26 protein-coding genes are annotated in these 22913 nt (G+C 72.4%); 9 read left to right on the forward strand and 17 right to left on the reverse strand.

Translation table 11 applies throughout. The annotated features are described in order from the left end of the window. Positions 1 to 34: 34 nt before the first annotated feature. From AB0E78_RS00210 to AB0E78_RS00230, 5 genes are read right to left on the reverse strand one after another with little or no spacing between them, the layout of a single operon-like run. Complete coding sequence (locus AB0E78_RS00210; protein ID WP_361826120.1) at positions 35 to 751, reverse strand: VIT family protein; 717 nt, start codon at positions 749 to 751, stop codon at positions 35 to 37. A 49-nt stretch (positions 752 to 800) separates the two neighbouring features. Further along, positions 801 to 2030 (reverse strand): amidohydrolase family protein, encoded by a 1230-nt coding sequence (locus AB0E78_RS00215; RefSeq protein WP_361828402.1) that lies wholly within the window; start codon positions 2028 to 2030, stop codon positions 801 to 803. A 26-nt stretch (positions 2031 to 2056) separates the two neighbouring features. Then, positions 2057 to 3349 (reverse strand): amidohydrolase family protein, encoded by a 1293-nt coding sequence (locus AB0E78_RS00220; RefSeq protein WP_361826123.1) that lies wholly within the window; start codon positions 3347 to 3349, stop codon positions 2057 to 2059. Positions 3350 to 3359: 10 nt separating this feature from the next. After that, the gene (locus tag AB0E78_RS00225; RefSeq protein ID WP_361826125.1) at positions 3360 to 4244 is read right to left on the reverse strand and encodes an SDR family NAD(P)-dependent oxidoreductase; all 885 of its coding nucleotides are present in this window, start codon (positions 4242 to 4244) and stop codon (positions 3360 to 3362) included. A 1-nt stretch (position 4245) separates the two neighbouring features. Next, positions 4246 to 5043, reverse strand: a complete 798-nt coding sequence (locus AB0E78_RS00230; RefSeq protein ID WP_361826128.1) for an acetoacetate decarboxylase family protein — start codon at positions 5041 to 5043, stop codon at positions 4246 to 4248. Between the two features lie 71 nt (positions 5044 to 5114). Between AB0E78_RS00230 and AB0E78_RS00235 the strand changes: the two genes are divergently transcribed. From AB0E78_RS00235 to AB0E78_RS00255, 5 genes are all read left to right on the forward strand, one after another. After that, complete coding sequence (locus tag AB0E78_RS00235; protein WP_361826131.1) at positions 5115 to 5837, forward strand: TetR/AcrR family transcriptional regulator; 723 nt, start codon at positions 5115 to 5117, stop codon at positions 5835 to 5837. 31 nt (positions 5838 to 5868) lie between these two features. Then, a complete protein-coding gene (locus tag AB0E78_RS00240; RefSeq protein WP_361826134.1) occupies positions 5869 to 6876 on the forward strand; it encodes a DEDDh family exonuclease in 1008 nt (335 codons plus the stop codon). Positions 6877 to 6965: 89 nt separating this feature from the next. Beyond that, entirely contained in the window at positions 6966 to 7199 is a 234-nt protein-coding gene (locus tag AB0E78_RS00245; protein WP_361826137.1) for a hypothetical protein, read from the forward strand. Positions 7200 to 7322: 123 nt separating this feature from the next. Then, positions 7323 to 8117, forward strand: coding sequence for an SURF1 family protein (locus AB0E78_RS00250; RefSeq protein ID WP_361828405.1), 795 nt, complete (start codon positions 7323 to 7325; stop codon positions 8115 to 8117). Between the two features lie 42 nt (positions 8118 to 8159). Further along, positions 8160 to 8915, forward strand: coding sequence for an SDR family oxidoreductase (locus AB0E78_RS00255; protein WP_361826140.1), 756 nt, complete (start codon positions 8160 to 8162; stop codon positions 8913 to 8915). 58 nt (positions 8916 to 8973) lie between these two features. Here the strand turns inward: AB0E78_RS00255 and amaP are convergent, their stop codons facing one another. The 5 genes from amaP to AB0E78_RS00280 are packed head-to-tail and all read right to left on the reverse strand — an operon-like array spanning position 8974 to position 11329. Further along, positions 8974 to 9552 carry an alkaline shock response membrane anchor protein AmaP gene (amaP, locus tag AB0E78_RS00260; RefSeq protein WP_361826143.1) on the reverse strand — a complete coding sequence of 193 codons (579 nt, stop codon included), beginning with the start codon at positions 9550 to 9552 and terminating at the stop codon, positions 8974 to 8976. Positions 9553 to 9557: 5 nt separating this feature from the next. Continuing rightward, positions 9558 to 10244 (reverse strand): DUF6286 domain-containing protein, encoded by a 687-nt coding sequence (locus AB0E78_RS00265; RefSeq protein WP_361826146.1) that lies wholly within the window; start codon positions 10242 to 10244, stop codon positions 9558 to 9560. Further along, entirely contained in the window at positions 10241 to 10585 is a 345-nt protein-coding gene (locus AB0E78_RS00270; protein WP_361826149.1) for a hypothetical protein, read from the reverse strand. Before AB0E78_RS00270 ends, AB0E78_RS00265 begins: the two co-directional genes overlap by 4 nt. Before the next feature lie 3 nt (positions 10586 to 10588). Next, complete coding sequence (locus AB0E78_RS00275; RefSeq protein ID WP_361826151.1) at positions 10589 to 10777, reverse strand: hypothetical protein; 189 nt, start codon at positions 10775 to 10777, stop codon at positions 10589 to 10591. A 54-nt stretch (positions 10778 to 10831) separates the two neighbouring features. After that, positions 10832 to 11329 carry an Asp23/Gls24 family envelope stress response protein gene (locus AB0E78_RS00280; RefSeq protein ID WP_361826154.1) on the reverse strand — a complete coding sequence of 166 codons (498 nt, stop codon included), beginning with the start codon at positions 11327 to 11329 and terminating at the stop codon, positions 10832 to 10834. A gap of 93 nt (positions 11330 to 11422) precedes the next feature. Here AB0E78_RS00280 and AB0E78_RS00285 point away from each other — a divergent pair, with 93 nt between their 5' ends. Then, entirely contained in the window at positions 11423 to 12160 is a 738-nt protein-coding gene (locus AB0E78_RS00285) for a nucleopolyhedrovirus P10 family protein (RefSeq protein WP_361826157.1), read from the forward strand. A gap of 4 nt (positions 12161 to 12164) precedes the next feature. On the opposite strand, the gene AB0E78_RS00290 is transcribed toward AB0E78_RS00285, so the two are convergent. From AB0E78_RS00290 to AB0E78_RS00305, 4 genes are all read right to left on the reverse strand, one after another. Further along, positions 12165 to 12977 (reverse strand): enoyl-CoA hydratase/isomerase family protein, encoded by an 813-nt coding sequence (locus AB0E78_RS00290; RefSeq protein ID WP_361826160.1) that lies wholly within the window; start codon positions 12975 to 12977, stop codon positions 12165 to 12167. A gap of 134 nt (positions 12978 to 13111) precedes the next feature. After that, a complete protein-coding gene (locus AB0E78_RS00295) occupies positions 13112 to 13333 on the reverse strand; it encodes a helix-turn-helix domain-containing protein (RefSeq protein WP_249590717.1) in 222 nt (73 codons plus the stop codon). A gap of 371 nt (positions 13334 to 13704) precedes the next feature. Then, positions 13705 to 15303 carry an ABC-F family ATP-binding cassette domain-containing protein gene (locus tag AB0E78_RS00300; RefSeq protein WP_361826162.1) on the reverse strand — a complete coding sequence of 533 codons (1599 nt, stop codon included), beginning with the start codon at positions 15301 to 15303 and terminating at the stop codon, positions 13705 to 13707. 95 nt (positions 15304 to 15398) lie between these two features. Then, positions 15399 to 16142, reverse strand: a complete 744-nt coding sequence (locus AB0E78_RS00305) for a PQQ-binding-like beta-propeller repeat protein (RefSeq protein ID WP_361826165.1) — start codon at positions 16140 to 16142, stop codon at positions 15399 to 15401. Positions 16143 to 16488: 346 nt separating this feature from the next. Between AB0E78_RS00305 and AB0E78_RS00310 the strand changes: the two genes are divergently transcribed. Further along, entirely contained in the window at positions 16489 to 17379 is an 891-nt protein-coding gene (locus AB0E78_RS00310; protein WP_361826167.1) for a neutral zinc metallopeptidase, read from the forward strand. 23 nt (positions 17380 to 17402) lie between these two features. Here AB0E78_RS00310 and AB0E78_RS00315 read toward each other — a convergent pair whose 3' ends face one another. The 3 genes from AB0E78_RS00315 to AB0E78_RS00325 all read right to left on the reverse strand — a co-directional run bounded on the left by AB0E78_RS00315 (position 17403) and on the right by AB0E78_RS00325 (position 20854). Next, entirely contained in the window at positions 17403 to 18863 is a 1461-nt protein-coding gene (locus tag AB0E78_RS00315; RefSeq protein ID WP_361826170.1) for a hypothetical protein, read from the reverse strand. 88 nt (positions 18864 to 18951) lie between these two features. Beyond that, complete coding sequence (locus AB0E78_RS00320; protein WP_361826174.1) at positions 18952 to 20088, reverse strand: alpha/beta fold hydrolase; 1137 nt, start codon at positions 20086 to 20088, stop codon at positions 18952 to 18954. An 88-nt stretch (positions 20089 to 20176) separates the two neighbouring features. Continuing rightward, complete coding sequence (locus AB0E78_RS00325; protein WP_361826177.1) at positions 20177 to 20854, reverse strand: class II aldolase/adducin family protein; 678 nt, start codon at positions 20852 to 20854, stop codon at positions 20177 to 20179. A gap of 406 nt (positions 20855 to 21260) precedes the next feature. Between AB0E78_RS00325 and AB0E78_RS00330 the strand changes: the two genes are divergently transcribed. Beyond that, positions 21261 to 22532 carry an inorganic phosphate transporter gene (locus AB0E78_RS00330; protein WP_361826180.1) on the forward strand — a complete coding sequence of 424 codons (1272 nt, stop codon included), beginning with the start codon at positions 21261 to 21263 and terminating at the stop codon, positions 22530 to 22532. Between the two features lie 12 nt (positions 22533 to 22544). Beyond that, positions 22545 to 22781 carry a hypothetical protein gene (locus tag AB0E78_RS00335; protein WP_361826183.1) on the forward strand — a complete coding sequence of 79 codons (237 nt, stop codon included), beginning with the start codon at positions 22545 to 22547 and terminating at the stop codon, positions 22779 to 22781. The last annotated feature ends 132 nt before the right edge of the window (positions 22782 to 22913 follow it).

Raw genomic sequence — 22913 nt, forward strand, 5'->3', positions numbered from 1 at the left:
CGATCTCCGCCAAAAGCGGACGCTTGAACACCGGCTAGACACCGACCGCCCCGAGCAGCGCACCCGCCCCATATGTCACCGCCATGGCGAGCGCTCCTCCCGCCATGTTGCGCAGGATGGCGGGCCGCACCAGCGCCGAGCCGAGCCGCGCGCTGCTCCACCCCGTGAGGGCGAGCGCGCCGAGCACCGAGACGACGGTGACCCCGAGGCGCCAGTCGGCGGGCGGCAGGATGATCGCGAGCAGCGGGAGGAGCGCACCCACCGTGAAGGCCACGAAACTGGCCCAGGCGGCGTGCCAGGGGTTGGTGAGCTGGTCGGGGTCGATGCCGAGCTCCACGCGCGCGTGCGCCCGCAGCGCGTCCCGCTCGGTGAGCTGCTCCGCCGCCTCGCGCGCCACCTCACGGCTCAGGCCGCGCTGCTCCAACAGGCCGGTCAGCTCGGCCAGTTCCGCCTCGGGCTGCTCCCGCAGCTCGCGCCTCTCCATGGCGAGCGCGGCCTTCTCGGAGTCGCGCTGGGTGGACACGGAGACGTACTCGCCCGCGGCCATGGACATCGAACCGGCGAGCAGCCCGGCGAGTCCGGCCGTGAGCAGCGTGCTGCGGTCGCCCGTGGCGCCCGCCACGCCGACGACCAGGCCCGCTGTCGAGACGATGCCGTCGTTGGCCCCGAGCACGGCCGCCCGCAGCCAGTTGAGGCGGGAGGCGAGCGCGCCGCCGTGTGCTTCGTCGTGTCCAGCCACCTGATCGCTCACCCGGGGAGGGTCTCACCCCCGGGTGAGCGAATCCGGCAGGGGCACGCCGTCACCAGACGCGTACCGACCCCCCGGAGGCGAAGACGGGGCTCGTCGCGCCTGCCGGTGTCTCCTTGAGGGGTTCGTCCACTTCCCGGACCGTCGGTCCCACGCGCGCGGCCACCGCCCCCAGCCGCTCCAGGTCGAAGCCGTAGACCCGGGCCGCGTTGCCGCCGACCATGGCGGCTATCTCGTCCTTCGGGAGGCCCGCGTAGGCGATGCGGAGGCCTTCGCGCGAGAACGGGTGCGTGCCTTCGTCGTGCGGGTAGTCGCTGCCCCACATGATCTTGTCGAGGCCGATCCGGTCCCTCATCCGCGCCTCGTGCGGCCGCATGAAGCTCGCCCCGACGAAGCAGTTCTCGCGCCAGATCTCGGAGGGCCCCTTGCCCATCGAATCGGCGAGGCCGGCACCGAACTTCGACTCGGCGGTGCCCGTCCTCGACGCCGCCGCGACCAGGCGCCCGTGGTAGTAGTCCAGCATGTCGAGGACGCCCGGGATCCACCCCGAGCCCTGCTCGGTGAGCACGAGCCGCAGCTCGGGGTGGCGGCGGAACGCACCGCCGAACACCATGTGCCACAGCGCCCGGTGCGAGAACCACGTCGTCTCCACCATGAAGACGGCCCGCGCGGCCGGCTCGTCGCCCAGCGGCGGGGACGCCGACCCCGCATGGTGGTTGACCGGCACACCGCGCTCGGCGCAGGCCGCCCAGATCGGGTCGTACGCCGCCGAGTAGAGCTCCGGGAGCCCGCTGCCCGGTGGTGTCCCGGGCAGCAGGAGGCCCCCGTGCAGGCCCGCGTCCGCGGCCCAGTGGATCTCCTTGACAGCCGCGTCCACGTCGTTCAAAAGGATCTGGAAGACGCCCGCCCTGCGCCCCGGCGCCGCCGCGCAGAAGTCGGCGAGCCAGCGGTTGTGGGCGCGCAGACCGGCCCAGCGCTGCTCGAACTCCACCCGGGTGGGCGCCGGCGCCATCAGGGAAGCGCTCGGGAAGAAGGGCGGGATGGTGTTCGGGAAGACGACCTCGGCGACGATGCCGTCCTGCTCCAGCTCGCTGACGCGGCGGTCCGAGTTCCAGTTGCGGTCCGCGGTGTCGGCGAGCAGGTCCTCGTACGGATTGACGTAGGTGGCCGCCCACGCGTCGAACGCGTCGTGGTGGCGGGACTCCAGGTAGGGCCGGTAGTCGAGGAGATCGGCGCCCGCGTGGCAGTCCGCCGAGATGACGGTGTAGCGCTCCTCGGTCATGTTCTCTTCGGTCATGCGCTCTGGACTCATGTGTCCGCCCCCAGTACCGGGAAGTCGTGGTCGGTCAGCCAGTGGCGGCCCACGTCGCGTGAGCGCGCCCAGGACGCCTCGACGGCCGCCCGGCCCGCGTCGTCGGTGGCCTGACCGAGTTCGGCGGGCGTCGGGCCGATCCTGCGGGCCAGCGGCGCCAGCTTCTGGGTGTCGAAGCCGAAGACCTCGGCCGCGGCGAGACCCAGCATCCGGCGGGTCTCCCCCACCGGGATGTCGTGGAAGGTCTTCCTCAGCCACGCGCGCGTGTCGGGCCAGGTCCCTTCGGGGTGCGGGAAGTCGCTGCCCCAGAGGATGTTGTCGACGCCGATCTCGTAGCGCTGGGCGAGTTCGCGGCGCTTGGTGTTGGTGGCGCAGATGAAGAGCTGCCGGTCCAGGTACTCGTGCGGAGGCCGCTTGAGCTCGGCGAACGGGGAGAGCTTCTTGCCGCCGTGCGCGCCCAGGTAGAGGCGGTCCATGAACCACAGGAGGTTCGGCAGCCACCAGCAGCCGGACTCCGCGACGCCGAACTTCAGCCCCGGGTGACGTTCGAAGACGCCCGACCAGAGCATGAACCACAGGGGCCGCGCGGGCCACCAGGTCACTTCGGAGACGTAGATCCCCAGGTGGTCGCCGTACTCGTGCCGGGGCGCCGCCCCGGAGTGGGTCACCACGGGCATCGCGCACTCGGCCGCCGCCGCCCACACGGGGTCGTAACGGCGGTCGTGGTAGGGCGCCTTGTCGACCCACATGGAGGGGATCATCAGTGCGCCGAGTCCGGACTCCTTGGCCCGGTGGACCTCCGCGACGACCCGGTGGACCTCTCCGGTGATGGGCAACAGGGCGACCCCGCAGTGCCGTTCGGGGTGTTCGGACACGAAGTCGGCGAGCCAGCGGTTGTGCGCCTGCGCGCCCGCCATGCCGAGCTCCGGGTCCTGGTCCCCGGAGAGGCCGAGGCCCACCCCGAAGGGCGCTGCCGTCTGGCTGTCCACGGCGTCCGCGTCGGGGAAGACGACCTCGGCGGCCACCCCGTCGCCGTCGAGCTCCTTGAGGCGCTGTGCGGTCTCCCAACCGCCGCGCAGGCCCTCCTCGTTGTCCTGGAACCACTTGGCGGCGAACGCGTCGTTGCGGATGCCAAGCCGGGTCGCCTCCGCGCGGCGGGCGTCGCGCTCCCCCAGGAACTGATCGAAGTCCCGGTGGAAGCGGCTGTCGAGATAGGGCCGGTACTCCTCGGTGGGGAGCCCGGCGTGGCAGTCGGAGGAGATGATCAGGTAAGGGTCCTGGTCGGTCATCACGTGCCCTTCAGTCCAGAATGAAGCTCTCCAGATACGCCGGGTTCGCGCGGTCCAGCATCGACCGCGACCTGGCCTTGATCTGCCGGTCGCTGTGCTCGCTCTGAGGGAGCAGCCAGAAGCGGTCGGCCGCGATCCCCTCCGCCACGAAGTCCGCGACCTGCTCGACGGGCGTGAACTCCACCTCCTGGCCGGCGTCCTTCATCGCGGACTCCCACTGGTCGAGGCTGCGGTAAGGGGTCTTGCGGGGGCGGGACTTGGCGTACCGCTCAGGGCGGTTGCGGTGCGACTCCCACAGTCCGGTGCGCAGCATGTGCGGCCCCGGGAAGAGCACGGAGGCGCCCACGCGCGCGTGCTCCGCCTTCAGATGCGCGTACAGCGACTCCGTCATCGTCACCACGGCCGCCTTGGTGACCGCGTACACCGACGCGGTCGGCAGGGGCGCGATGCCGCCGTCGCCGGACGAGGTGTTGACGACGTGGCCGGGTTCGCCGCCCGCGATCATCCGGGGCACGAAGGCCTGGATGCCGTGGAAGACGCCCCACACGTTGACCTCGAAGGCCCACTTCCAGTCGTTCGGCTCGTGCTCCCACATGCGGCCCTCGGCCCCCGAGCCGACGCCCGCGTTGTTGCAGAGCACATGGACGGCGCCGAACGTCTCGTACGCCGCTTCGGCGAGCGCGAAGACCTGTTCGCGCGAGCCGACGTCGACCACGCGCGCGTGCACGCTCGCCCCGTCCTCGCGCAGCCCGGCCGCCGCCTTCTCCAGGGCGCCCTCCTCGACATCCGCGAGGACCACCTTGAGGCCGTCCGCCGCGAACCGGCGCGCCATGGCGAGGCCGATGCCACTGGCCGCGCCCGTGACGACGGCGACCTGCCCTTCCCGCAGCTCCATCTCAGAGGCTCCCCTCGGGCGGGCCGTCGAGGATCTGCTGCGGGTCGTCGTAGCGCTGGTGGATGTAGGGCAGCAGCGCCTGCGCGCTGACCCGCTCGGCCACCCGGCCCTTCTGGTCGGTGGTCTTCTCGCCGATGGTGATCTCGACGACCGCGCGCACCGGGAGGTCCGCGACCGGGTCGTACATCGACTCGCGCAGGACGACGTCCCCGGTGATGCCCTCCAGCTTGCGGACCTTCTCGTTGCGCACGCAGTGCACGAGCACCGGATCGGCGTCGAAGCCCGAACCGTCCACCGCGGGAAGGAACTTGAAGTAGAAGTCCGTCTTCCGCACCGGCTCCGGGATCGGCAGGTCGCCGCTGACCGCGCCGCGCACCTCCACGAAGGCGATGCCGTGCCGGGCCAGCGAGGCGCGGACGACCAGGCCGTCGCGCTCCACCTCGACCTCGCCCAGCTTCTTCGGCTCCCCGAAGACCTCACGCCCGCCGATCAGGGCCCGCTCGTGGGTCATCGGCATGACGAGCGGATACCAGCCCGCCACCCCGTCGTGCTCGGCGGCCACGGCCACCGAGCCCGCGCCGAGCGGGTAGCCCGGCAGGTCGACCTTGCTGATGTTGGCCCGCACCAGCGGCCGGGCCGTGGGCTTCAGCGGAGGCGGCAGAACGGCCGCCACCGCGTCCGGATCGCTCTCCCAGACCGCCACCACACCGGTGGACCAGATGTCGGGAAGCTTCGAACTCGCGGTGCGCGCCGCGGCGATCTCCGCCTCGGTGCGCGCTCCGTACCGTACGCGTGCCATGTCGTACCACCCTTCGTCAGGACTGCATGAGGTCTTGCGGGCGGTTCTGTAACACAGTTACAACAGGACTCGTGAAGAGTGAAGAGACGCGTACGCATCCGGACCGGGAACGCGGTCATCTCGACCGGGAACAGGTGCTCGCCGCCGCCACGGCGCTCGTCAAGCAGCACGGCCCGCAGGCCCTGACGATGCGCAGGCTCGCCGCCGAGCTCGGCACCGCCGTCACCTCGATCTACTGGCACGTCGGCAACCGCGAGTCGCTCCTGGACGCCCTCGTCGACCGCACCCTCGCCGACCTGGGCGACATCCGTCCCGCCGGCCGCACGCCCGACGGGCGCATCGTCTCCGTCGCGCGCGCCCTGCGCCGACGGCTGCGCGACCATCCGCATCTCGTCGCGATGGTGCACGAACGCGGCCTCACCGAGCGGATGTTCCTGCCCGCCCAGCAGGTCCTGGTCCACGAAGTGCACGCGGCGGGCCTGCGCGGCACCCGCGCCGCCGACGCCGTACGCGCCGTCCAGGTGCACGTCGTCGGCCACGTCCTGGTCGAGCGCAACCGCGAACGCGCTCCTGTCCAGAGCCCCGGCGAGGAAGAACTGTGGGGCGCGCGGACGGCCGAACAGGATCCGGCACTCGCCCGCGCGCTCGCCCGACCCGTCGACCCCGAGGCGCTGTTCACCCTCTCGGTGAAGGCACTGGTGTCCGGACTTCTGGGTCCCAGGGCCGACGGAAGCACACCCGACGGCGACCGAATCGGCCACGCGACCGACCCGCGCGGCGGACCGGGGACCTGACTGTCAGTCGTGGCCCGTATCCTCAGGGACCATGCTCGAAGACCAGACGACCGCAGCGTCCGCAGCCTCCTGGCCGGCCGCGTACCCATCGGGGTACGCGGTCGTCGACGTCGAGACCACAGGTCTCGCCCGCGACGACCGCATAGTGTCGGCTGCCGTCTACCGCGTGGACGCCCAGGGGGAGGTGGAGGACCACTGGTACACGCTGGTCAATCCCCAGCGCGACCCCGGGCCCGTCTGGATCCACGGCCTCACCAGTGAGCTCCTCGCGGACGCGCCGCTCTTCAAGGACATCGCCGGGGAGTTCGCCGCGCGTCTGGCCGACCGCGTCCTGGTCGCGCACAACGCCGTCTTCGACTGGTCGATGATCGCCAGGGAGTACGCACGGGCCGAGCTGACCGCCCCCGTGCGCCAGCGCCTGTGCACCATCGCCCTCTCCAAGGAGCTGCGGCTCCCGCTGCCCAACCACAAGCTGGAGTCGCTCGCCGCGCACTTCGGTGTCGAACAGCGCAACGCGCACAACGCGCTCGACGACGCGCGCGTGCTCGCCGAGGCCTTCCGCCCCAGCCTCCAGGCCGCGGCCGGCGGCGGGGTGCGGCTGCCGCTCCTGGAGTGCCGTCCGCTCACCGAGTGGTCCGACGGCGCGCCCCGGATCGTCCGTCAGCCCACCGGCCCGGGCTCCGCGGCTTCCTCGTACTCCTCGTTCGGTCCGTCGAGTTGGCGTCCCTCGCGCAAGCGGCCCGCCTGCCCTTACCCCAACCCGGGTCGGTACGAACCGGGCAAAATGCTCCAGCAGGGCATGCGCGTCGCCTTCTCCGGCGACACCTCCACCGAGCGCGAGCTGCTGGAGGACCGCGCGGTCGAGGCCGGGCTGCACATCGCGACGAGCGTGTCGCGGCTGACCAGCCTGCTCGTCACGAACGACCCGGACTCGGGCACCTCCAAGACCGTGAAGGCGCGGTCCTTCGGGACGCCCGTCATCGACGAGGCCGCGTTCGGCCAGCTCCTCCAGGACGTCGCTCCGGCGGCGGAGGGCTGAGCCGCCCGCAGCGTCAGACGGGTGAATTGTCGGCCCGGCGCCCGCCTGCTTGCTCGCATGCGGGCGCCTCGCGTCCCACCCTGTGGCGCATGGCACGTTGCGAGGTCTGCGGAAACGACTACGGCATGTCGTTCGAAGTGCACGCCCAAGGGGCCGTGCACGTCTTCGACTGTTTCTCCTGCGCCATTCACCGCATGGCGCCCATCTGTGAGCACTGCCGCTGCCGGATCATCGGCCAGGGCGTGGAAGCCGACGGGAAGTGGTACTGCGGTGCGCACTGCTCGCGGGCGGAGGGGCAGGTGGGCATCGTCGACAGGGTGTGACCCGGCTCCTCCCCGGGATCCCGAGGGCCCCCACGGCCCCGCACGGCCCGTGCCGTCCCTCGCGGACCCGTTCCGGAGTACCCCACCCCCGTGCACCCCACGACCGAGTTGTACCTTCGTGGGGTGTACCGCTTCCTGTTGTCCCGGCAGTGGGTGATCCTCACCCTCATCGCCCTCGTTCTCATCCCCACGATGATCGAGCTGGGCTTCTGGCAGTTGCACCGCCACGAGCACCGCGTCGCGCAGAACGCCGAGATCGCCAAGGCGCTCGACGCGAAGCCGGTGCCGGCCGAGCGGCTGACCTCCCCCGGGCACTCCGTCACACCCACCGAGCGCTACCGCCGGGTGAGCGCGCACGGGACGTACGACACGAAGGACGAGGTCGTCGTGCGGCGCCGCACGAACGCCGACGAAGAGATCGGCTTCCACGTCCTGACCCCGTTCGTCCTCGACGACGGCAAGGTCCTGCTGGTCAACCGGGGCTGGATCCCGGCGAACGGACCGCAGACCGCCTTCCCCAAGATCCCCGCCGCACCCAAGGGCAAGATCACCGTCACCGGCCGGCTGATGGCCGACGAGACGTCCGCGCAGAGCGGCATCAAGGACCTCCAGGGGCTGCCGGACCGTCAGATCATGCTGATCAGCAGCGGCCAGCAGGCGCACAGCCTCGGCAAGGAGGTGCTCGGCGGATACGTCGAGCTGACCTCGCCGGAGCCCCCGGGCGGCTCCCCCCAGCTGATCGGCGAGCCCGAGCACGGCGACATCGGCCCGCACATGGCGTACGCGGTGCAGTGGTGGCTGTTCTGCACGGGCGTGCCCATCGGCTGGGTGGTCCTGGTGCGCAGGGAGGTCCGCGACCGCCGCGCGGCTGCCGCGGAGGCGGCGCCCGCGACGGAGTCGACGCCGGCCGCCGTCTAGCGGGCCTCGCGTTCCGCTGTCGCGAGGCGGCAGGATAGAGCCATGGATCTTGGACTGAAGGACCGCGTCTACGTCATCACCGGTGCCACCCGTGGCCTGGGCAACGCCGCCGCGCGTGCGCTGGTCGCGGACGGCGCGAAGGTACTGATCACCGGCCGGGACGAGAAGACGGTCGCCGAGGCGGCGGCCGAACTCGGCGACAACGCCCGGGGCATCGCAGCCGACAACGCCGATCCGGCCGTCGCGGGCCGGCTGATCGCCGCCGCGCGTGAGCACTTCGGGAGCTTCGACGGCGTACTGATCAGCGTCGGCGGGCCGGCGCCCGGCTTCGTCGCCGACAACACGGACGAGCAGTGGGAGTCGGCCTTCGAGTCGGTCTTCCTCGGAGCGGTGCGGCTGGCTCGTTCCGCGGCGGCCGAGCTCGGCGAGGGAGGTGTCATCGGCTTCGTGCTGTCCGCCTCCGTGCACGAGCCGATCCCGGGGCTGACCATCTCCAACGGCCTGCGGCCGGGGCTCGCGGGCTTCGCGAAGTCGCTCTCCGACGAGCTCGGCCCCCGGGGCATCCGCGTCGTGGGACTGCTGCCGTCCCGTATCGACACGGACCGCGTGCGGCAACTGGACGGACTCTCCGCGGACCCCGAGGCGACGCGGGCGGGCCACGAGTCCCGCATCCCGCTGCGCCGGTACGGCACCCCGGAGGAGTTCGGGCGGACCGCGGCGTTCCTGCTGTCGCCCGCGGCGTCGTATCTGACGGGGATCATGCTGCCGGTGGACGGCGGGGCGCGGCACGGGTTCTAGGCGCCGGATTCCTCACGGTATGGGGCGATTGGTCGAGCCATGCCCCATACCGTAAAGCTCAACTGACCCGTTCGGCGCGGTGCTTCACGGCCCGCAGCTGCACCACCGCGGGCAGCCGGGCGAGGCCCGCCGAATCCCTCGCGTGCGCCAGCGCCTCCGTGGAGAGCCGGTGCAGTGCCTCACCGGGCGTCGCGTGGGGTTCCATGAGCAGCGACACCCGGGCCTCCGGCGCGTTGCGGCGCCCGGTCAGGGAGACCCCGGCCCGCTGCACGCCGTCCAGGGACTCCGCCTCGCCCACGAGCACGCTCTCCAGGGCGCGCCCCCGCAGCAGCGCGCCCTCGCCGTCCCCGGTCTCCACGAGCACCTCGGCCAGCCTGCGCCGCCGCAACTGCGCCGCCAGCCACCACAGGGCGAGCAGCAGGCACACCGCGAGCACGGCGATCACCGTGGGCCAGAACCAGCCCTCGTCCCGCCACCGCGACCGGTCCGCGTCGCTCACCAGGACGTCACGTTTTCCGTCGTGGATCCACCACGAAGGCGGCGACGCCCCGAGCCCGATGGCGAGGACCGAGCCGCCCCCGATCACGAGCACCAGGCCGAGCAGGCCGAGCACCACACGGTTGACCGTCTTCAGCATCGCGCTCAGCCCTTCCTGCCCGGCCGTGCCACCCGGACGGAGAGCGCGGGGCCACGGGCCAGGCCCAGGTCCCGGATGCCGTCCGCCAGCGTGGCGTCCAAGTCGCTTCGTACGTCGTCGAGTTCGCGGAAGTGCGAGACCGCGCGGACGTCCACCTTCGAGCGCGTCATGCGGACCCGCACCGACTGCACCCCGGACACGTCCATCGCACGGTCCCGCAGGACCGTGGCGGCGGCGCCCCGGTGCAGCCCGGCCCGTACGTCCGCGTCCGCGCGCCGCATGGCGAGGACCGCCCGGAGCCCGGGTGTCGCGGCGAGCACGAGCAGCCAGAGCCCGGCGGCCACGGCCACCCCGGCGCCGACGAGCACCGCCGTGTCGTCCAGGGGCCGTTCGGAGAGTTCGCGGGCGAGGTCGCGCCGCCAGGCCATGGCGTGGTGTCCGGCCCGCACCGCCGCGACGTCGTACAGCAGCAGCCCCGCACCGCCGAGAACCAGCAGCGCGAGGACGGTGGCGGGCACCCGCCGCGGTGACCAGAAGCGGGTCGCCCTGGTCTCGTCGGCCAGCGTGGGCGGCGGATCGTAGGCCGCCGCGGAGGCCGACTGGTCGAGTTCGCTCTCGGCGCGTTCGACGACGGGCAGCGGCTGCGTGCCACCGCCGCCGCCCGCTCCCTGAGGCCCCTGAGCCTCGCTCATCGCGTCCTCCCCTGCCTCGCGGCGCGCACGTGCGCCGAGTGCAGCCGCTCGACCTGGACCGCGACCTCGGGCACTTCCATCCCCGCCAACGCCTTTACCCGCTGGGTGACTTGGTGACGCACCGCACCGCACTGCCCGCCGATGTCCGAGGGGTAGTCGAGCTCGACGCTGACCCGGACGCGGGCGACGTCATGGCGGACGGTGACGGTCGCGTGCGGCGGCGAGCAGTCCGCGGGCGCCTCCGTCAGCGCCTCACGGGCCGCCTGCGCCGCGATCTTCGCGACCACCCGGTCGGCGATCACGGTCGCGCCGCGCTCCCCGGGCCCGACCTGAGCCGCCACGGCTCACCGCCGCCGGTCGTCGCCACGCGTACGGAAGAAGTCGCCGACCTCGAGGTCCCCCTCAAGGAACCGGCCGGCGACAAACCCTATGGCTCCCAGGGCGGCCACCAGCAAAAAGGCCCCGAACCCGCCGAAGTACCCGGCGAAGCCGAGCGCCATTCCGGCCACCATGCCGATCACGGCCATGCTCATCGTGCGCTCCTTAGCAAGACGCGGCTGAGGTGGGGCTGATCCCGTACGGGAGTGTCACTGGAGGCGGCCTTGCGGCTCATCGTCTTCCTCGTCCGGGAGCTTCACATCGCTCACCGCGATGTTGACCTCGACGACCTCAAGACCGGTCATGCGCTCGACGGCCCCGATGACGTTCTCCCGGACATCGCGCGCGACGTCCGCGATCGACACCCCGTACTCGACGACGATCTCCAGGTCGAGCGCCGTCTGCACCTCGCCGACCTCGGCCTTCACGCCGCGTGACACGGACTTGGAGCCGGAGCCGCCGGGCACCCGGTCACGCACGGCCCCGAAGGTCCTCGCGAGTCCGCCGCCCATCGCGTGCACACCGTCGACGTCGCGGGCCGCGAGCCCGGCGATCTTCTCGACCACGCCGTCCGCGATGGTCGTGCGCCCCCGGGTGGCGGGATCGCCGCCGCCCCTCTTGGTCGTGCCGCTCTTCCCCACCGCCTCGTCCGGGGACCCCTTGGTGAGGGCCTCCTGAGACAGGTTCCGCTGTCCGGTGTCGCTCATGACCGTCTGTCCCTTTCGAAAGGGGATCTACTCCTTCGCCCACACTAAGTGCGGTTACGTCCTCGCGCGCCAGGGATGCGGCAGGCTGGGGCAATGACCGGTGACGGATGGACCGAGGCGGTACGGCGGCAGCTCGGCCTGGGGCGGGTGCTCCCCCTGGGCGGACCGGGTGACGGCTCCTGGCTGACCGAGGCGTGCGCGGACGGGGTGCTGCGCCATGCGGCGGATCGGGTGAGCGGTGTGCGTCTCGGCGGTCTGCGGGTGGCGCTCGCCGACCCTTCGACGGCGTACGCGCCCTGCGTGCCTGCGCCGCCGAGCGCGCTGCCGCCGGGGCCGCTGCGGATCACAGCGGAGTTCGCGGCCGAGCCCGCCGAGCCGCTGCCCGCGGCGGCGGCCCGGCTCCGGGAGGCCCTGTTCGCGGCCGCCGGGGAGCGGCTCGGCCTGGTGGTCGACGAGGTGGACCTCAGCGTGACGACGCTGCTGGACGCGGGGCAGGCCCCGGTCGACGTACCGGCGGACCCGGAGAAGGCACCGCAGGACGGGGCGGGGGCGGCCCCCGGGAGCGGGGAGGAGGCCCGGGTGGCGAGCGCCGCGCTCGACGTGCCGGGCGTGCGGCGGCTGACCGGCGCCCTCGGCGGCTTCGGCCGCGCCGTCCACCTGGCGGAGTTCCGGGCGGCGGACGCCTCGCTGCCGCACCGGCACGCGCGCGTGGAGCTGGCCACGGACCGCGAACACCGCGCCCTGGACGTGGCGCTCGCGGTCCGTACGGCGGTCGGTGCGGCGCTGCCGGACCGCCCTTCGGTGACCGTCCTGGTCACCGCGGTGGAGTGAGGCGTCAGTCGCCGAGGCCCGCCAGGTCGCGCAGTCGGCGTCCCTGCGCGGCGCGCTCGGCGGTGCGCTGCTCCTCGTACGTACGACCGGCGACGCCCTGCAGCAGGGCCTTGGTCTCGATGACGGCGTCGCGCGGGGCGGTCAGGAGCGCCGCCGCGAGGTCGCTCACGGACGCGTCGAGCTGGTCGGCGGGCACGACGAGGTTGGCCAGGCCGACGCGCTCGGCCTCGGCGGCGTGGACGAACCGCCCGGTGGCGCAGATCTCCAGCGCGCGGGCGTAGCCGACAAGACCCACGAGGGGGTGCGTGCCGGTGAGGTCGGGCACCAGGCCCAGGCTGGTCTCGCGCATGGCGAACTGCACGTCGTCGGCGGCGATCCGCAGGTCACAGGCGAGCGCGAGCTGGAAGCCCGCACCGATGGCATGCCCCTGGACGGCAGCGATGGACACGATGTCGCTGCGCCGCCACCAGGTGAACGCCTCCTGGTATTCGGCGATCGTCGCGTCGAGGACGTCGTCGTCGCCGCGCGCCAAATCGATGAATGACGGCTCACCGTCGAAGCCCTCGGGCGTGAACGCCTGTCGGTCGAGGCCCGCGGAGAAGGACTTGCCCTCACCGCGGAGCACGACGACACGGACACTGCCCGGCAACATCCGGCCTGCCTCGGCCAACGCCCTCCACAGCGCGGGAGATTGGGCGTTGCGCTTGGCCGGGTTGGCCAACGTCACCGTGGCGACGGCCTCGTCGACAGTCAGGCGTACGCCGTCCTTGTCGAGTACCGGTGCGGATCCGCCGAGTTCACTGCCGGGCGAAACCATAGGAGCCTCCGATGGTGGTGTGCAGTCGGTCCGGACGCAGGTACGCGCCCGTAAGTGACTGCACAGTAACCACCCGGCCGATCAGTCGATCGACCGGGTGGCCACCGTCGAAGCCGGTGAACCGCCCGCAGCCGTCAGCCGGCTGCGGCCTTCTTGCCTCGCGTCGCCCCGCCGCGTCCCCGCAGCGTGACTCCGGACTCGCTGAGCATGCGGTGCACGAAACCGTACGAACGGCCCGTCTCCTCGGCCAACGCCCGGATGCTCGCACCGCTGTCGTACTTCTTCTTCAGGTCTGCCGCGAGCTTGTCACGCGCGGCGCCGGTTACCCGGCTGCCCTTCTTCAGAGTCTCGGCCACCCGTGCCTCCTCATAGGAAGTGCGCTCTGGACTTCTCATGATCACCCCTCCCGGGCTTCCTGGCCACCCATTCGGCAAGGTCCGTACGACGAGCTTTCCCGTCAGGGAAGGCGACACCACGAGCGGAATTAACGATTCCGCTCGTCGAATTCCGTGCGGCCGAATGGGTTGCGGGAGGAATTGCCAGGTCAGCGGGGTGCCGGGCGAGAATCGGGTCGTACGCCCGTGGCGCCGATGAAATCCGTGTATCCGGCACTTCGGTACGAGGAGACCTCACACAGATGAAGGATCACGGCTCGGCCGAATGATCCATACGCAGTGGATCAGTTATTCGATCAACCAATGTGGACGCCCTGGCGGGAGCCCGGGGATCAGGCGAGAGCGACCAGATCCGCGTAGTCCTGGCCCCACAGGTCCTCGACGCCGTCGGGCAGCAGGATGATCCGCTCCGGCTGGAGCGCCTCCACGGCACCTTCATCGTGCGTGACGAGGACGACCGCGCCCTTGTAGGTGCGCAGGGCGCCGAGGATCTCCTCGCGGCTCGCCGGGTCGAGGTTGTTCGTGGGCTCGTCGAGGAGCAGCACGTTGGCGGAGGAGACCACCAGGGTGGCGAGGGCCAGACGGGTCTTCTCGCCGCCGGACAGGACGCCCGCCGGCTTGTCGACGTCGTCGCCGGAGAAGAGGAACGAACCGAGCGTCTTGCGCACCGCGACGAGGTCGAGGTCGGGGGCGGCCGAGCGCATGTTCTCCAGGACCGTGCGCTCCGGGTCGAGGGTCTCGTGCTCCTGCGCGTAGTAGCCGAGCTTGAGGCCGTGGCCCTCGATGACCTGCCCGGTGTCGGGCTTCTCGGCACCGCCCAGGAGTCGCAGGAGCGTGGTCTTGCCCGCGCCGTTGAGGCCGAGGATCACGACGCGCGAGCCCTTGTCGATGGCGAGGTCGACGTCCGTGAAGATCTCCAGCGAGCCGTACGACTTCGAGAGGCCCTCGGCCATCAGCGGGGTCTTGCCGCAGGGCGAGGGGTCCGGGAAGCGCAGCTTGGCGACCTTGTCGCTCTGGCGCACCTCGTCCAGACCGGCGAGAAGCTTGTCGGCGCGCTTGGCCATGTTCTGCGCGGCGACGGTCTTGGTGGCCTTGGCGCGCATCTTGTCGGCCTGCGAGTGGAGCTGGCTGGCCTTCTTCTCGGCGTTCTGACGCTCGCGCTTGCGGCGCTTCTCGTCGGACTCGCGCTGCTGCTGGTAGAGCCGCCAGCCCATGTTGTAGACGTCGATCTGGGCGCGGTTGGCGTCCAGATAGAAGACCTTGTTCACGACCGTCTCGACCAGGTCGACGTCGTGGGAGATCACGATGAAGCCGCCGCGATAGGACTTGAGGTAGTCCCTGAGCCAGACGATGGAGTCGGCGTCGAGGTGGTTCGTCGGCTCGTCGAGGAGCAGGGTGTCTGCGTCCGAGAAGAGGATGCGGGCCAGCTCGACGCGGCGGCGCTGACCACCGGAGAGCGTGTGGAGGGGCTGGCCGAGCACGCGGTCGGGGAGGCTGAGCGCGGCGGCGATGGTGGAGGCCTCGGCCTCGGCGGCGTAACCGCCCTTGGTGAGGAACTCCGTCTCCTGGCGCTCGTACTGCTTCATCGCCTTGTCGCGGGTGGCGCCCGAGCCGTTGGCGATGCGCTGTTCGTTCTCGCGCATCTTGCGGATCAGGGTGTCCAGGCCGCGGGCGGAGAGGATGCGGTCGCGGGCGAGCACGTCCAGGTCGCCGGTGCGCGGGTCCTGCGGGAGGTAGCCGACCTCTCCGGAGCGGCTGATGGTGCCGCCGGCCGGGATGCCCTCACCGGCGAGGCACTTGGTGAGCGTGGTCTTGCCCGCTCCGTTGCGGCCCACCAGACCGATGCGGTCGCCCTTGGCGATACGGAAGGTGGCGTTCTCGATGAGGATGCGGGCGCCGGCGCGCAGCTCGATGCCGGAAGCGGTGATCACGGACAGACTCCTGGGCAGGGGGTGGGATGGACGGCGGAAGGGCTGAAGGCGATCACGCCGTCTAATGCACGAGGAGAATGGCCATGCGGCCAATTCTAACGGGGCGCTGCAAGCTCTTTTTCTGCCCGGGTCGGTACGTCCCCGGGGGCGCCGCCCGGCAGCTCGTTACCCAGGGGCGTGCGGCGGGGCACGATCCGGCCGAGGCCGTCCACGGCGATCAGCTGCGAGGTCCACGGTGTCGCGGCGTCGCCGCAGGGCTGGGCCACCATCAGGGCGCCCCGGTGGCGCACCGCACGGGCGGGCTCGAAGGCGCAGCCGCCGCGGGCGGGCAGCACCCAGCGCAGGTCGCCGTCGGCGCTGCGGTAGGCGGCGATGCGCTGCGGGGTGACGACGGCGAGCATGCGGCCGCGGGGGTCGAGCGGCTGGAGGACTCCGGCGGCTCCGCGGGCGGCGGGCGAGCGCAGCCAGGGGGCGCTGCCGGGGATGGCGCGGTGCCAGCGGACGTTGCTGCCGTCGGCGCGTGCGGTGTCGGTGACCAGGCCGTCGCTCCAGAGCGCGACGGCGTGCCCGGGGACGGGGAGCAGCACGAGCGGGCGTGCTCCCTCGCGGCTGTACGTCCAGCGGGCGCGCCCGGTCGCCGGGTCGTACGCCTGGACCGATCGCCCCGTCGTGCGGAGCTCGGGGACCATGTCACCGTCCACGCGCGCGTGGACGGTGACATGGTCCCCGTAGGGGGCGGGCCGCGAGTGGTGGGCCGCGGTGATGAGCGGCAGGGCGAGCAGGCCGAGGGCCACCGGGAGGGCGAGCCGGGAGCGGCGGCGGGCGGACGCCGGTCGCACCGGGCCGGATCTCACTGGCCCGGATCGCGCTGGCCCGGATCGCGCTGGCCCGGATCGCGCTGGCCCGGATCCGGTCGCCTCGAACGGCACTACGGACACGACGCCACCCCTCTGCGGCACATCTGCCGGTACCTCTGCCCATGGAACAGGCGCAGAGCGTAGCGGCGGCAGCGCCGCACGGCCCCGGGCGACGGCCGCGACACGGCGCACCGATCGGCCGGGGTCCCCCGTTCGGACCCCCGTCCGGCGCCGCACGGAGTGGGGCATACCAGGATGAAGGCGCCGACATCTCGGCACAGGGCGGCGCGACCGCCGCCCCGGATGCGAGGCAGAGGGTGGTGCGCCCATGCAGTTCGACGACGACGCCGATCTGGACACGTCCGAGGTGCAGGACGTGCGGGGCAGCCGGATCCCCGGCGGCAAGGCGACGGTCGGCGGCGGCATCGCGGGCCTGATCGCGCTGGTCCTCGGGCTGCTCTTCGGGGTCGGCCCGGACCAGCTCGGCCTCTCATCGGGCAACGACGAGCCCGCCGCCACCTCCTCGTCCCTCGCGCAGGTCCAGCAGACCTGCCATACGGGGCAGGACGCGAACACCAAGGAGGACTGCCGCATCGTGGCGGTGGTCAACAGCGTGCAGGACTTCTGGCGTGCGGAGTTCCGGCGCAGGAACGCGAGCTACACCCCCGCGTCGACGGTCCTGTTCACCAGCCGGGTGGGCACGGCATGCGGCGCGGCGACGTCGGCGGTCGGACCGTTCTACTGCCCCGGTGACCGGAAGGTCTATCTGGACCTGGGCTTCTTCGAGGAGCTGCGGACCAAGTTCGGATCCAGCGGCGGCCCCTTCGCCCAGGCGTACGTCGTGACGCACGAGTACGGGCACCACGTGCAGAACCTGATGGGGACGCTGCAGCGCTCCCAGGACGGGCGGACGGGGCAGAACAGCAACGCGGTGAAGGTCGAGCTGCAGGCCGACTGCTACGCGGGCGTCTGGGCGCGGCACGCGACCCGTACCCCCGACGACAAGACGGGCAAGCCGCTGATCACCAGCCTGACCGAGGCGGACATCCGCGAGGGCCTGGACGCGGCGGCCGCCGTGGGCGACGACCGCATCCAGGAGAAGTTCCAGGGCCGGGTCACCCCCGAGTCCTGGACGCACGGCTCTGCCGAGCAGCGGCAGCAGTGGTTCTACCAGGGCTACCGCACCGGCGACATGGCCCAGTGCAACACCTTCCGGTGAGCTGAACGGCTCCCGGAGCTGGTTCAGACGCCGCCGGTGTGCACCTGGAAGGCCGCCCGGCGCACGGCCTTGGCGAGCGCCGGGTCGGGGTGGGCCGCGGCGAGGGCGACCAGGACCTGGACCGTGCGGGGATGGCCGATGCGGCGGACCTCGTCGAGGAGCGCGGGCACCGTGGGCTGCACCGCGGACTCCAGGTGCCGTACGAGGAGATGGATCTCCCCGTGGTCGGCGACGGCCGCGGCGGTGTCGACCCACAGCCACGTCGACTCGTCCCGCGTCAGGACGAGGTGGACGTCCTCGGGGTCGGCGCCCTCCTGCTCGGCCAGCCAGATCAGGGCGTAGGGCCGCAGCGAGGTCTCGTCCACGACGGCCCGCACCTCCGCCTCGGCCGGGGCGCCGACCACCCGCAGGGCCTCGAAGGCGAGGCCGCGCAGCAGGGCGTCCTCGCCGCGGGCCGCGGTGAGCAGCTCGGCGACGGCGCTGCCGACGGGGCGGGCGGCGAGCCAGGCGCGGTACTCGGAGCGGGCCGCGTTCGGGCGCAGCCGCGCGCAGCCGCGGAGCATGTCCTCGGCGGACTGCTCGATGTTCCCCGCGGGGCTCTGCGCGGCCACGCAGATCTGCTCCAGCTTGACCCAGACCGCCCAGGAGCCGAGCGGCGTCAGAGTGGCCTGCCCGTCGGCGTACGTCAGTGCGCCGACGGCGGACAGGCCGCGCAGCGCCCAGTCCAGGAGGGTGGCGAGGGACGGGGTGTCGGCCGGGTCCACGGGCTCGGGCTGCGGGCCGTAGGGGATCTCGCAGCGTTCCGTGCGCAGTTCCGTGACGCGCTGGTCGAGGAGGTCCAGGAGCTGCGGCACGGGGACGGGGCCCGCGGAGAGCTGCAGCAGGGTGAGGAGCTGCGGCATGGCCTCGACGGTCTCGGCGACGAGGGCGGGCGCCAGTTCGCGCGATGCCGCGTGCGTGAGCGACCAGGCGTCGAAGAGGGCGACCCAGCCGCGCAGTACGGCGGCGTCGTCACGGTCCCAGGCGCGCAGGCGCCAGCCGGGGCGCGCGCTGTCGCCGTGCACCTCGATGAGGCCGGCGAGCCGTGCGGTGTCCCAGTCGGCGCGGACCTGATCCGGGGTCAGCCCGAGGTCGGCGGCGGCCCGTTCGGCGGTGGTGGTGGAGAGGGTGCCGCGGGCGCCCTCCCCGCCTTTGGCGTCCGGGGCCGCGGCGCGGCTGCGTCCCGGGTGCAGCGAGGCGTCCGCCCAGCGGGCGAGCCGCACGGCGTCGGCGAGGACTTTGCGGGCCATCCGGGCGAGCTCGCCGGGGGCGGGTGTGCCCTCGGGCGGGCGGGGCGCGGGACGGCGCGCACGCTGCTGTGTCACTGCGCCGGGGGCGGTCAGGGGCCGCGCTGTGCCGCGCTCCGCCCCCGCTCGCCTGTCGGCCCTGGGGGACTGAGCGCGGACGAGTCGGAGCCTTGAGTCGCGCGGGATACGGGACGTCACGGGAGCAGTCTTCCTGGTGACCGTCCGAAAACCCAAACGGAATGCTTGCGCAAGGCTTCGGGGCGCTGCGTCAGGGGGCTTTCACGCGCTACATGAGGGGCGTGAGGAAGCGTCGCAGTGCCTCTTCGTAGCCAGCGGGGTCGGCGTTCCACATGGCTCCGTGGGGCGCATCCGGAACGGTGTGCAGAGTGACCAGTTCCGGGCGTCGTTCGGCCAGTTGACGGGAAAGCGCCCAGGGGGCGATCACGTCGTCGGGGCCGTGGAAGAGGAGCGTGGGCACCTTGAGCACGCCGGGGTCGGCGGCCTCCAGGATGCGGTCGCCGCGCAGGCCCGTGCGGCCCTGGGCGGCGCGCACCGCGAGCGGCAGCAGAGCGCCCGGTGTGCGCCGGGCCGCGGCGAGCGCGCGCAGGGTGGTCTCCCAGTTCAGCACCGGGGAGTCCAGGACGATGCCGCTGATCCGGTCGCGCAGGGCCGAGTACGCGGCGGCGTGCAGGGCCATGGCGCCGCCGGTGGACCAGCCGTGCAGGATCACGTTCTCGGCGCCTTGGCGCACCGCGTAGCGGATGGCCGCGTCCAGGTCGCGCCACTCGGTCTCGCCGAGGTGGCCCAGGCCGTCCGGGGAGCGGGGCGCGCCGAGGTCGCCGCGGTAGGCGAGGTCGAGCACCGGGAACTGCTGGCGGTGCAGGAAGTCCATGACGACCATGGGGTGCTCGCGGGTGGTGCCGAGGCCGTGCACGGTGATCACCCAGGTGTCGCGGACGCCCGGCACGAACCAGGCGGGCAGGCCGCCGAGTTCGCCGGGGATGTCGACGTCCGCGTGGTCGATGTCCAGGGCGGCGTGCGGGTCGCCGATGTGGACCTGCGGGGTGAGCCAGACCTTCGCGCCCGGGTCCAGGGAGCCATGTGTGACGCGCTCCAGGCGGCGTACGACGGTGTCCGCCTCGTGCGGCGCGGAGTCCAGGACGGGCCCGATCACGGCGTGGCAGCCGTTGCCGCTGAGGCCGTACGTGCCGGGGCGCAGGCTCGCGAGGGCGCGGGTCAGGGTGATCCGGCCCGCGGCCGTGGAGTGGACGGTGAGGCGGGGCTCGGTCGGCAGCGGGCGGCCCGGCGGAGCTTTCAGGGCCGCGTTGCTGGCGAACCGGCCCGCGGCGACGGCGGCTGCGCCGCCCATGAGGGCGGTCGTGACGGCGGTGACGGCCGTTGCCGTCGCTTTGGCTGGGCGCACCTGCCCAGTGTCCGGCCCTGACGGGTCCTGGGCCAGTGGGCGGAGCCCGCGGGGTGATGTCGGTTCGTCCGCGGCATCCGCTTCCACGTCACTGCCGCCCGTAGCCCCGCAGCCTGTCCGCCGCTTCCCTGAGCTGCCCCGCGGACAGGAGGCTCGGGGCGTGGCCGGGCACGGAGCTGGCCGTCAGCCAGAGGCGGGACATCCACTCCAGCTGCGCGGTGCGGTCGTACGCCTGGTCCAGGGTGTCCCCGTAGGTGATCGTTCCGTGGTTCTGGAGCAGGCAGCCGGTGCGCTCCCCGAGGGCCCGGAGCATGTTCTCGGCCAGCTCGTCCGAGCCGTACGGCGCATACCGGGCGACCCGGACCGGGCCGCCGAGAGCGGCCGTCATGTAGTGGATGGGCGGGAGTTCCGGGACCAGGGTGGAGACGGCGGTGGCGTGCACCGCGTGGGTGTGGACCACGGCTCCGGCCCGCGTGGTGCGGTAGACCGCCAGGTGCATGGGCAGTTCGCTGGTCGGGGCGAGGTCACCGAAGAGCTGGTTGCCGTCCGTGTCGACACCGACCGCGTTCCGCGCCGTCAGCCGGTCGTACGGCACCCCGCTGGGGGTGACGAGGATCGTGCCGCCGACGCGCACCGAGACATTGCCCGACGTGCCGACCACCAGACCGTCCGCCACCGTTCTGCGGGCCGCCGCCACCAGCTCTTCCCACGCCCGCTCCATCGCGCCCTGCCGGACCTCGTCGCCTTCGCCCCGCTGCTCCGTCATGCGGTGATCCTGCCAGCAGTGGGGCCGGCCGCGAGGCCGTCAGCGGTTCCGGCCCTCGGCGGGGCGGAACTCGCCGAGATTGCCGGGATTCCGGTTTCGGCCACGGGCAGGCCGAGAAGGCGCCCCTGTGCGCCACCACCCCTACGGGGTGATCAGGATCTCTCCAACGGATCGCCGAACCGCTGAAGAGGTCCGCCCGGGGGCGGACGGCACGGGCCAGGCACCCCAGAAGCCCGGAATCCAGGCTTCCAGCCGCCGCTCCGGGCGATCTTCGTCAGGGCCCCGGCACAACCGGAGTGACAGTGCCGCGCATTGGGTCACCGCACGGCCCGACCCAGTTCACTTTCCGTTCACCCACATTGCCTACATTCCACTTGCCACTGACGTCCAACAGAAGCCTGGGTAAATGGAACACATCACGCTTCTCCTCGGGATCGTGATCGTTACCGCTCTCGTGTTCGACTTCACGAACGGTTTCCACGACACGGCCAACGCGATGGCGACCACCATCTCGACTGGCGCTCTCAAGCCCAAGACGGCGGTGGCCATGTCCGCCGTGCTGAACCTCGTCGGCGCTTTCCTCTCCGTCGAAGTCGCCAAGACCATCTCCGGCGGCATCGTCAACGAGGACGGACTGAAGACAGAGGTGATCTTCGCGGCCCTGGTCGGCGCGATCCTCTGGAATCTGCTGACCTGGCTGGTGGGCCTGCCCTCCAGTTCCTCCCACGCACTCTTCGGCGGCCTCATCGGCGCCGCTGTCATGTCGATGGGCTGGTCGTCGATCAACGGCGGCACCGTCGTCACCAAGATCCTGCTCCCCGCGATCGCCGCGCCCCTCGTGGCCGGCATCGCCGCGACGCTGGCCACGCGCCTGACGTACCGCATCGGGCGCAACACCGACACCAGGGCGACCGCCAAGGGCTACCGCACCGGTCAGATCGCCTCCGCGGGCCTCGTCTCGCTGGCGCACGGCACGAACGACGCGCAGAAGACCATGGGCATCATCACGCTCGCCCTGATCACCGGCGGCGTCCTGAACCCGGGTGCCAACCCCCCGATGTGGGTCATCGTCTCGGCCGGTGTCGCCATCGCGCTCGGCACGTACCTCGGCGGCTGGCGCATCATCCGCACCATGGGCAAGGGCCTCACGGACCTCGCGCCGCAGCAGGGCTTCGCCGCTCAGACCAGCGCCGCGACCGCGATCCTCGCCTCCTCGCACATCGGCTTCTCGCTCTCCACCACCCAGGTCTGCTCGGGCGCCGTGATGGGCGCGGGCCTCGGCCGCAAGGGCGGCGTGGTCCGCTGGTCCACGGCGACCCGGATGTTCGTCGCCTGGGGCCTCACGCTGCCGGCCGCCGGTCTGGTCGGCGCGGGCGCGGAGTTCCTCACCAAGCAGGGCCCCTGGGGCGTCGCGGCGACCGCCGCGCTGCTGGTGGCCGGCTCGGCCGTGATCTGGGTGCTGTCCCGGCGCAACGCCGTCGACCACACGAACGTCACGAACGACCAGCCCGGCGCTCTTGACGCCGAGCCCGCCGGTGTCGTGACCACCGCGATCGCCGCCGTCAGTCCGCCGCCCACCGGGTCGGCCGTGACCAGCACCGACGTCGACCTCGTCAAGACCACCATCCCGGCCCCGACCAGCACCGTGGCGGACCCCGCCCGGCCCGCAACGGTGTAAGGAAAAGTCAGCATGGACATCGACTGGGCAGCTCTCGGCTCCGTATTCGGAGTCAGCCTCGGGGTGACCGTGGCCCTGGTGGGCCTGTTCACCCTCGGCATCGTCGGTCTCGCCAAGCGCGAGGCGGCGACGTCCGGCGCCCCCTCGGCCGCAGGCGGCACCGCCGCGGCGGCACGCACGGGCGCGTACGTGTGCTTCGCGCTCTGCGCGGCGGCAGTGGCGTACGGGATCTATCTGATCGTCGCCTGACGACCGGCAGTTCTCGGTGGGGTGGGGGGCGGGGGGGGGGGGGGGCCCCCCCCCCCGCCCCGCCCGGGGGCCGGCCCCGGCCGCCCCGGCGGCGGCGGGGGGGGGCGCCCCCCCCGCCCCCCCGCCGGCACC

This window comes from Streptomyces sp. NPDC032198, from assembly GCF_040636975.1.
Taxonomy (GTDB): domain Bacteria; phylum Actinomycetota; class Actinomycetes; order Streptomycetales; family Streptomycetaceae; genus Streptomyces.

Bases quoted from the DNA above. Each gene is read 5' to 3' on its own strand.
- AB0E78_RS00330 (WP_361826180.1), top strand. From the start codon at position 21,261: ATGGAACACATCACGCTTCTCCTCGGGATCGTGATCGTTACCGCTCTC.
- AB0E78_RS00230 (WP_361826128.1), bottom strand. From the start codon at position 5,043: ATGGCACGCGTACGGTACGGAGCGCGCACCGAGGCGGAGATCGCCGCG.
- AB0E78_RS00240 (WP_361826134.1), top strand. From the start codon at position 5,869: ATGCTCGAAGACCAGACGACCGCAGCGTCCGCAGCCTCCTGGCCGGCC.
- AB0E78_RS00325 (WP_361826177.1), bottom strand. From the start codon at position 20,854: ATGACGGAGCAGCGGGGCGAAGGCGACGAGGTCCGGCAGGGCGCGATG.
- AB0E78_RS00335 (WP_361826183.1), top strand. From the start codon at position 22,545: ATGGACATCGACTGGGCAGCTCTCGGCTCCGTATTCGGAGTCAGCCTC.
- AB0E78_RS00215 (WP_361828402.1), bottom strand. From the start codon at position 2,030: ATGACCGAGGAGCGCTACACCGTCATCTCGGCGGACTGCCACGCGGGC.
- AB0E78_RS00265 (WP_361826146.1), bottom strand. From the start codon at position 10,244: ATGAGCGAGGCTCAGGGGCCTCAGGGAGCGGGCGGCGGCGGTGGCACG.
- AB0E78_RS00280 (WP_361826154.1), bottom strand. From the start codon at position 11,329: ATGAGCGACACCGGACAGCGGAACCTGTCTCAGGAGGCCCTCACCAAG.
- AB0E78_RS00245 (WP_361826137.1), top strand. From the start codon at position 6,966: ATGGCACGTTGCGAGGTCTGCGGAAACGACTACGGCATGTCGTTCGAA.
- AB0E78_RS00290 (WP_361826160.1), bottom strand. From the start codon at position 12,977: ATGGTTTCGCCCGGCAGTGAACTCGGCGGATCCGCACCGGTACTCGAC.
- AB0E78_RS00275 (WP_361826151.1), bottom strand. From the start codon at position 10,777: ATGAGCATGGCCGTGATCGGCATGGTGGCCGGAATGGCGCTCGGCTTC.
- AB0E78_RS00310 (WP_361826167.1), top strand. From the start codon at position 16,489: ATGCAGTTCGACGACGACGCCGATCTGGACACGTCCGAGGTGCAGGAC.
- AB0E78_RS00255 (WP_361826140.1), top strand. From the start codon at position 8,160: ATGGATCTTGGACTGAAGGACCGCGTCTACGTCATCACCGGTGCCACC.
- AB0E78_RS00285 (WP_361826157.1), top strand. From the start codon at position 11,423: ATGACCGGTGACGGATGGACCGAGGCGGTACGGCGGCAGCTCGGCCTG.
- AB0E78_RS00220 (WP_361826123.1), bottom strand. From the start codon at position 3,349: ATGACCGACCAGGACCCTTACCTGATCATCTCCTCCGACTGCCACGCC.
- AB0E78_RS00225 (WP_361826125.1), bottom strand. From the start codon at position 4,244: ATGGAGCTGCGGGAAGGGCAGGTCGCCGTCGTCACGGGCGCGGCCAGT.
- amaP (WP_361826143.1), bottom strand. From the start codon at position 9,552: ATGCTGAAGACGGTCAACCGTGTGGTGCTCGGCCTGCTCGGCCTGGTG.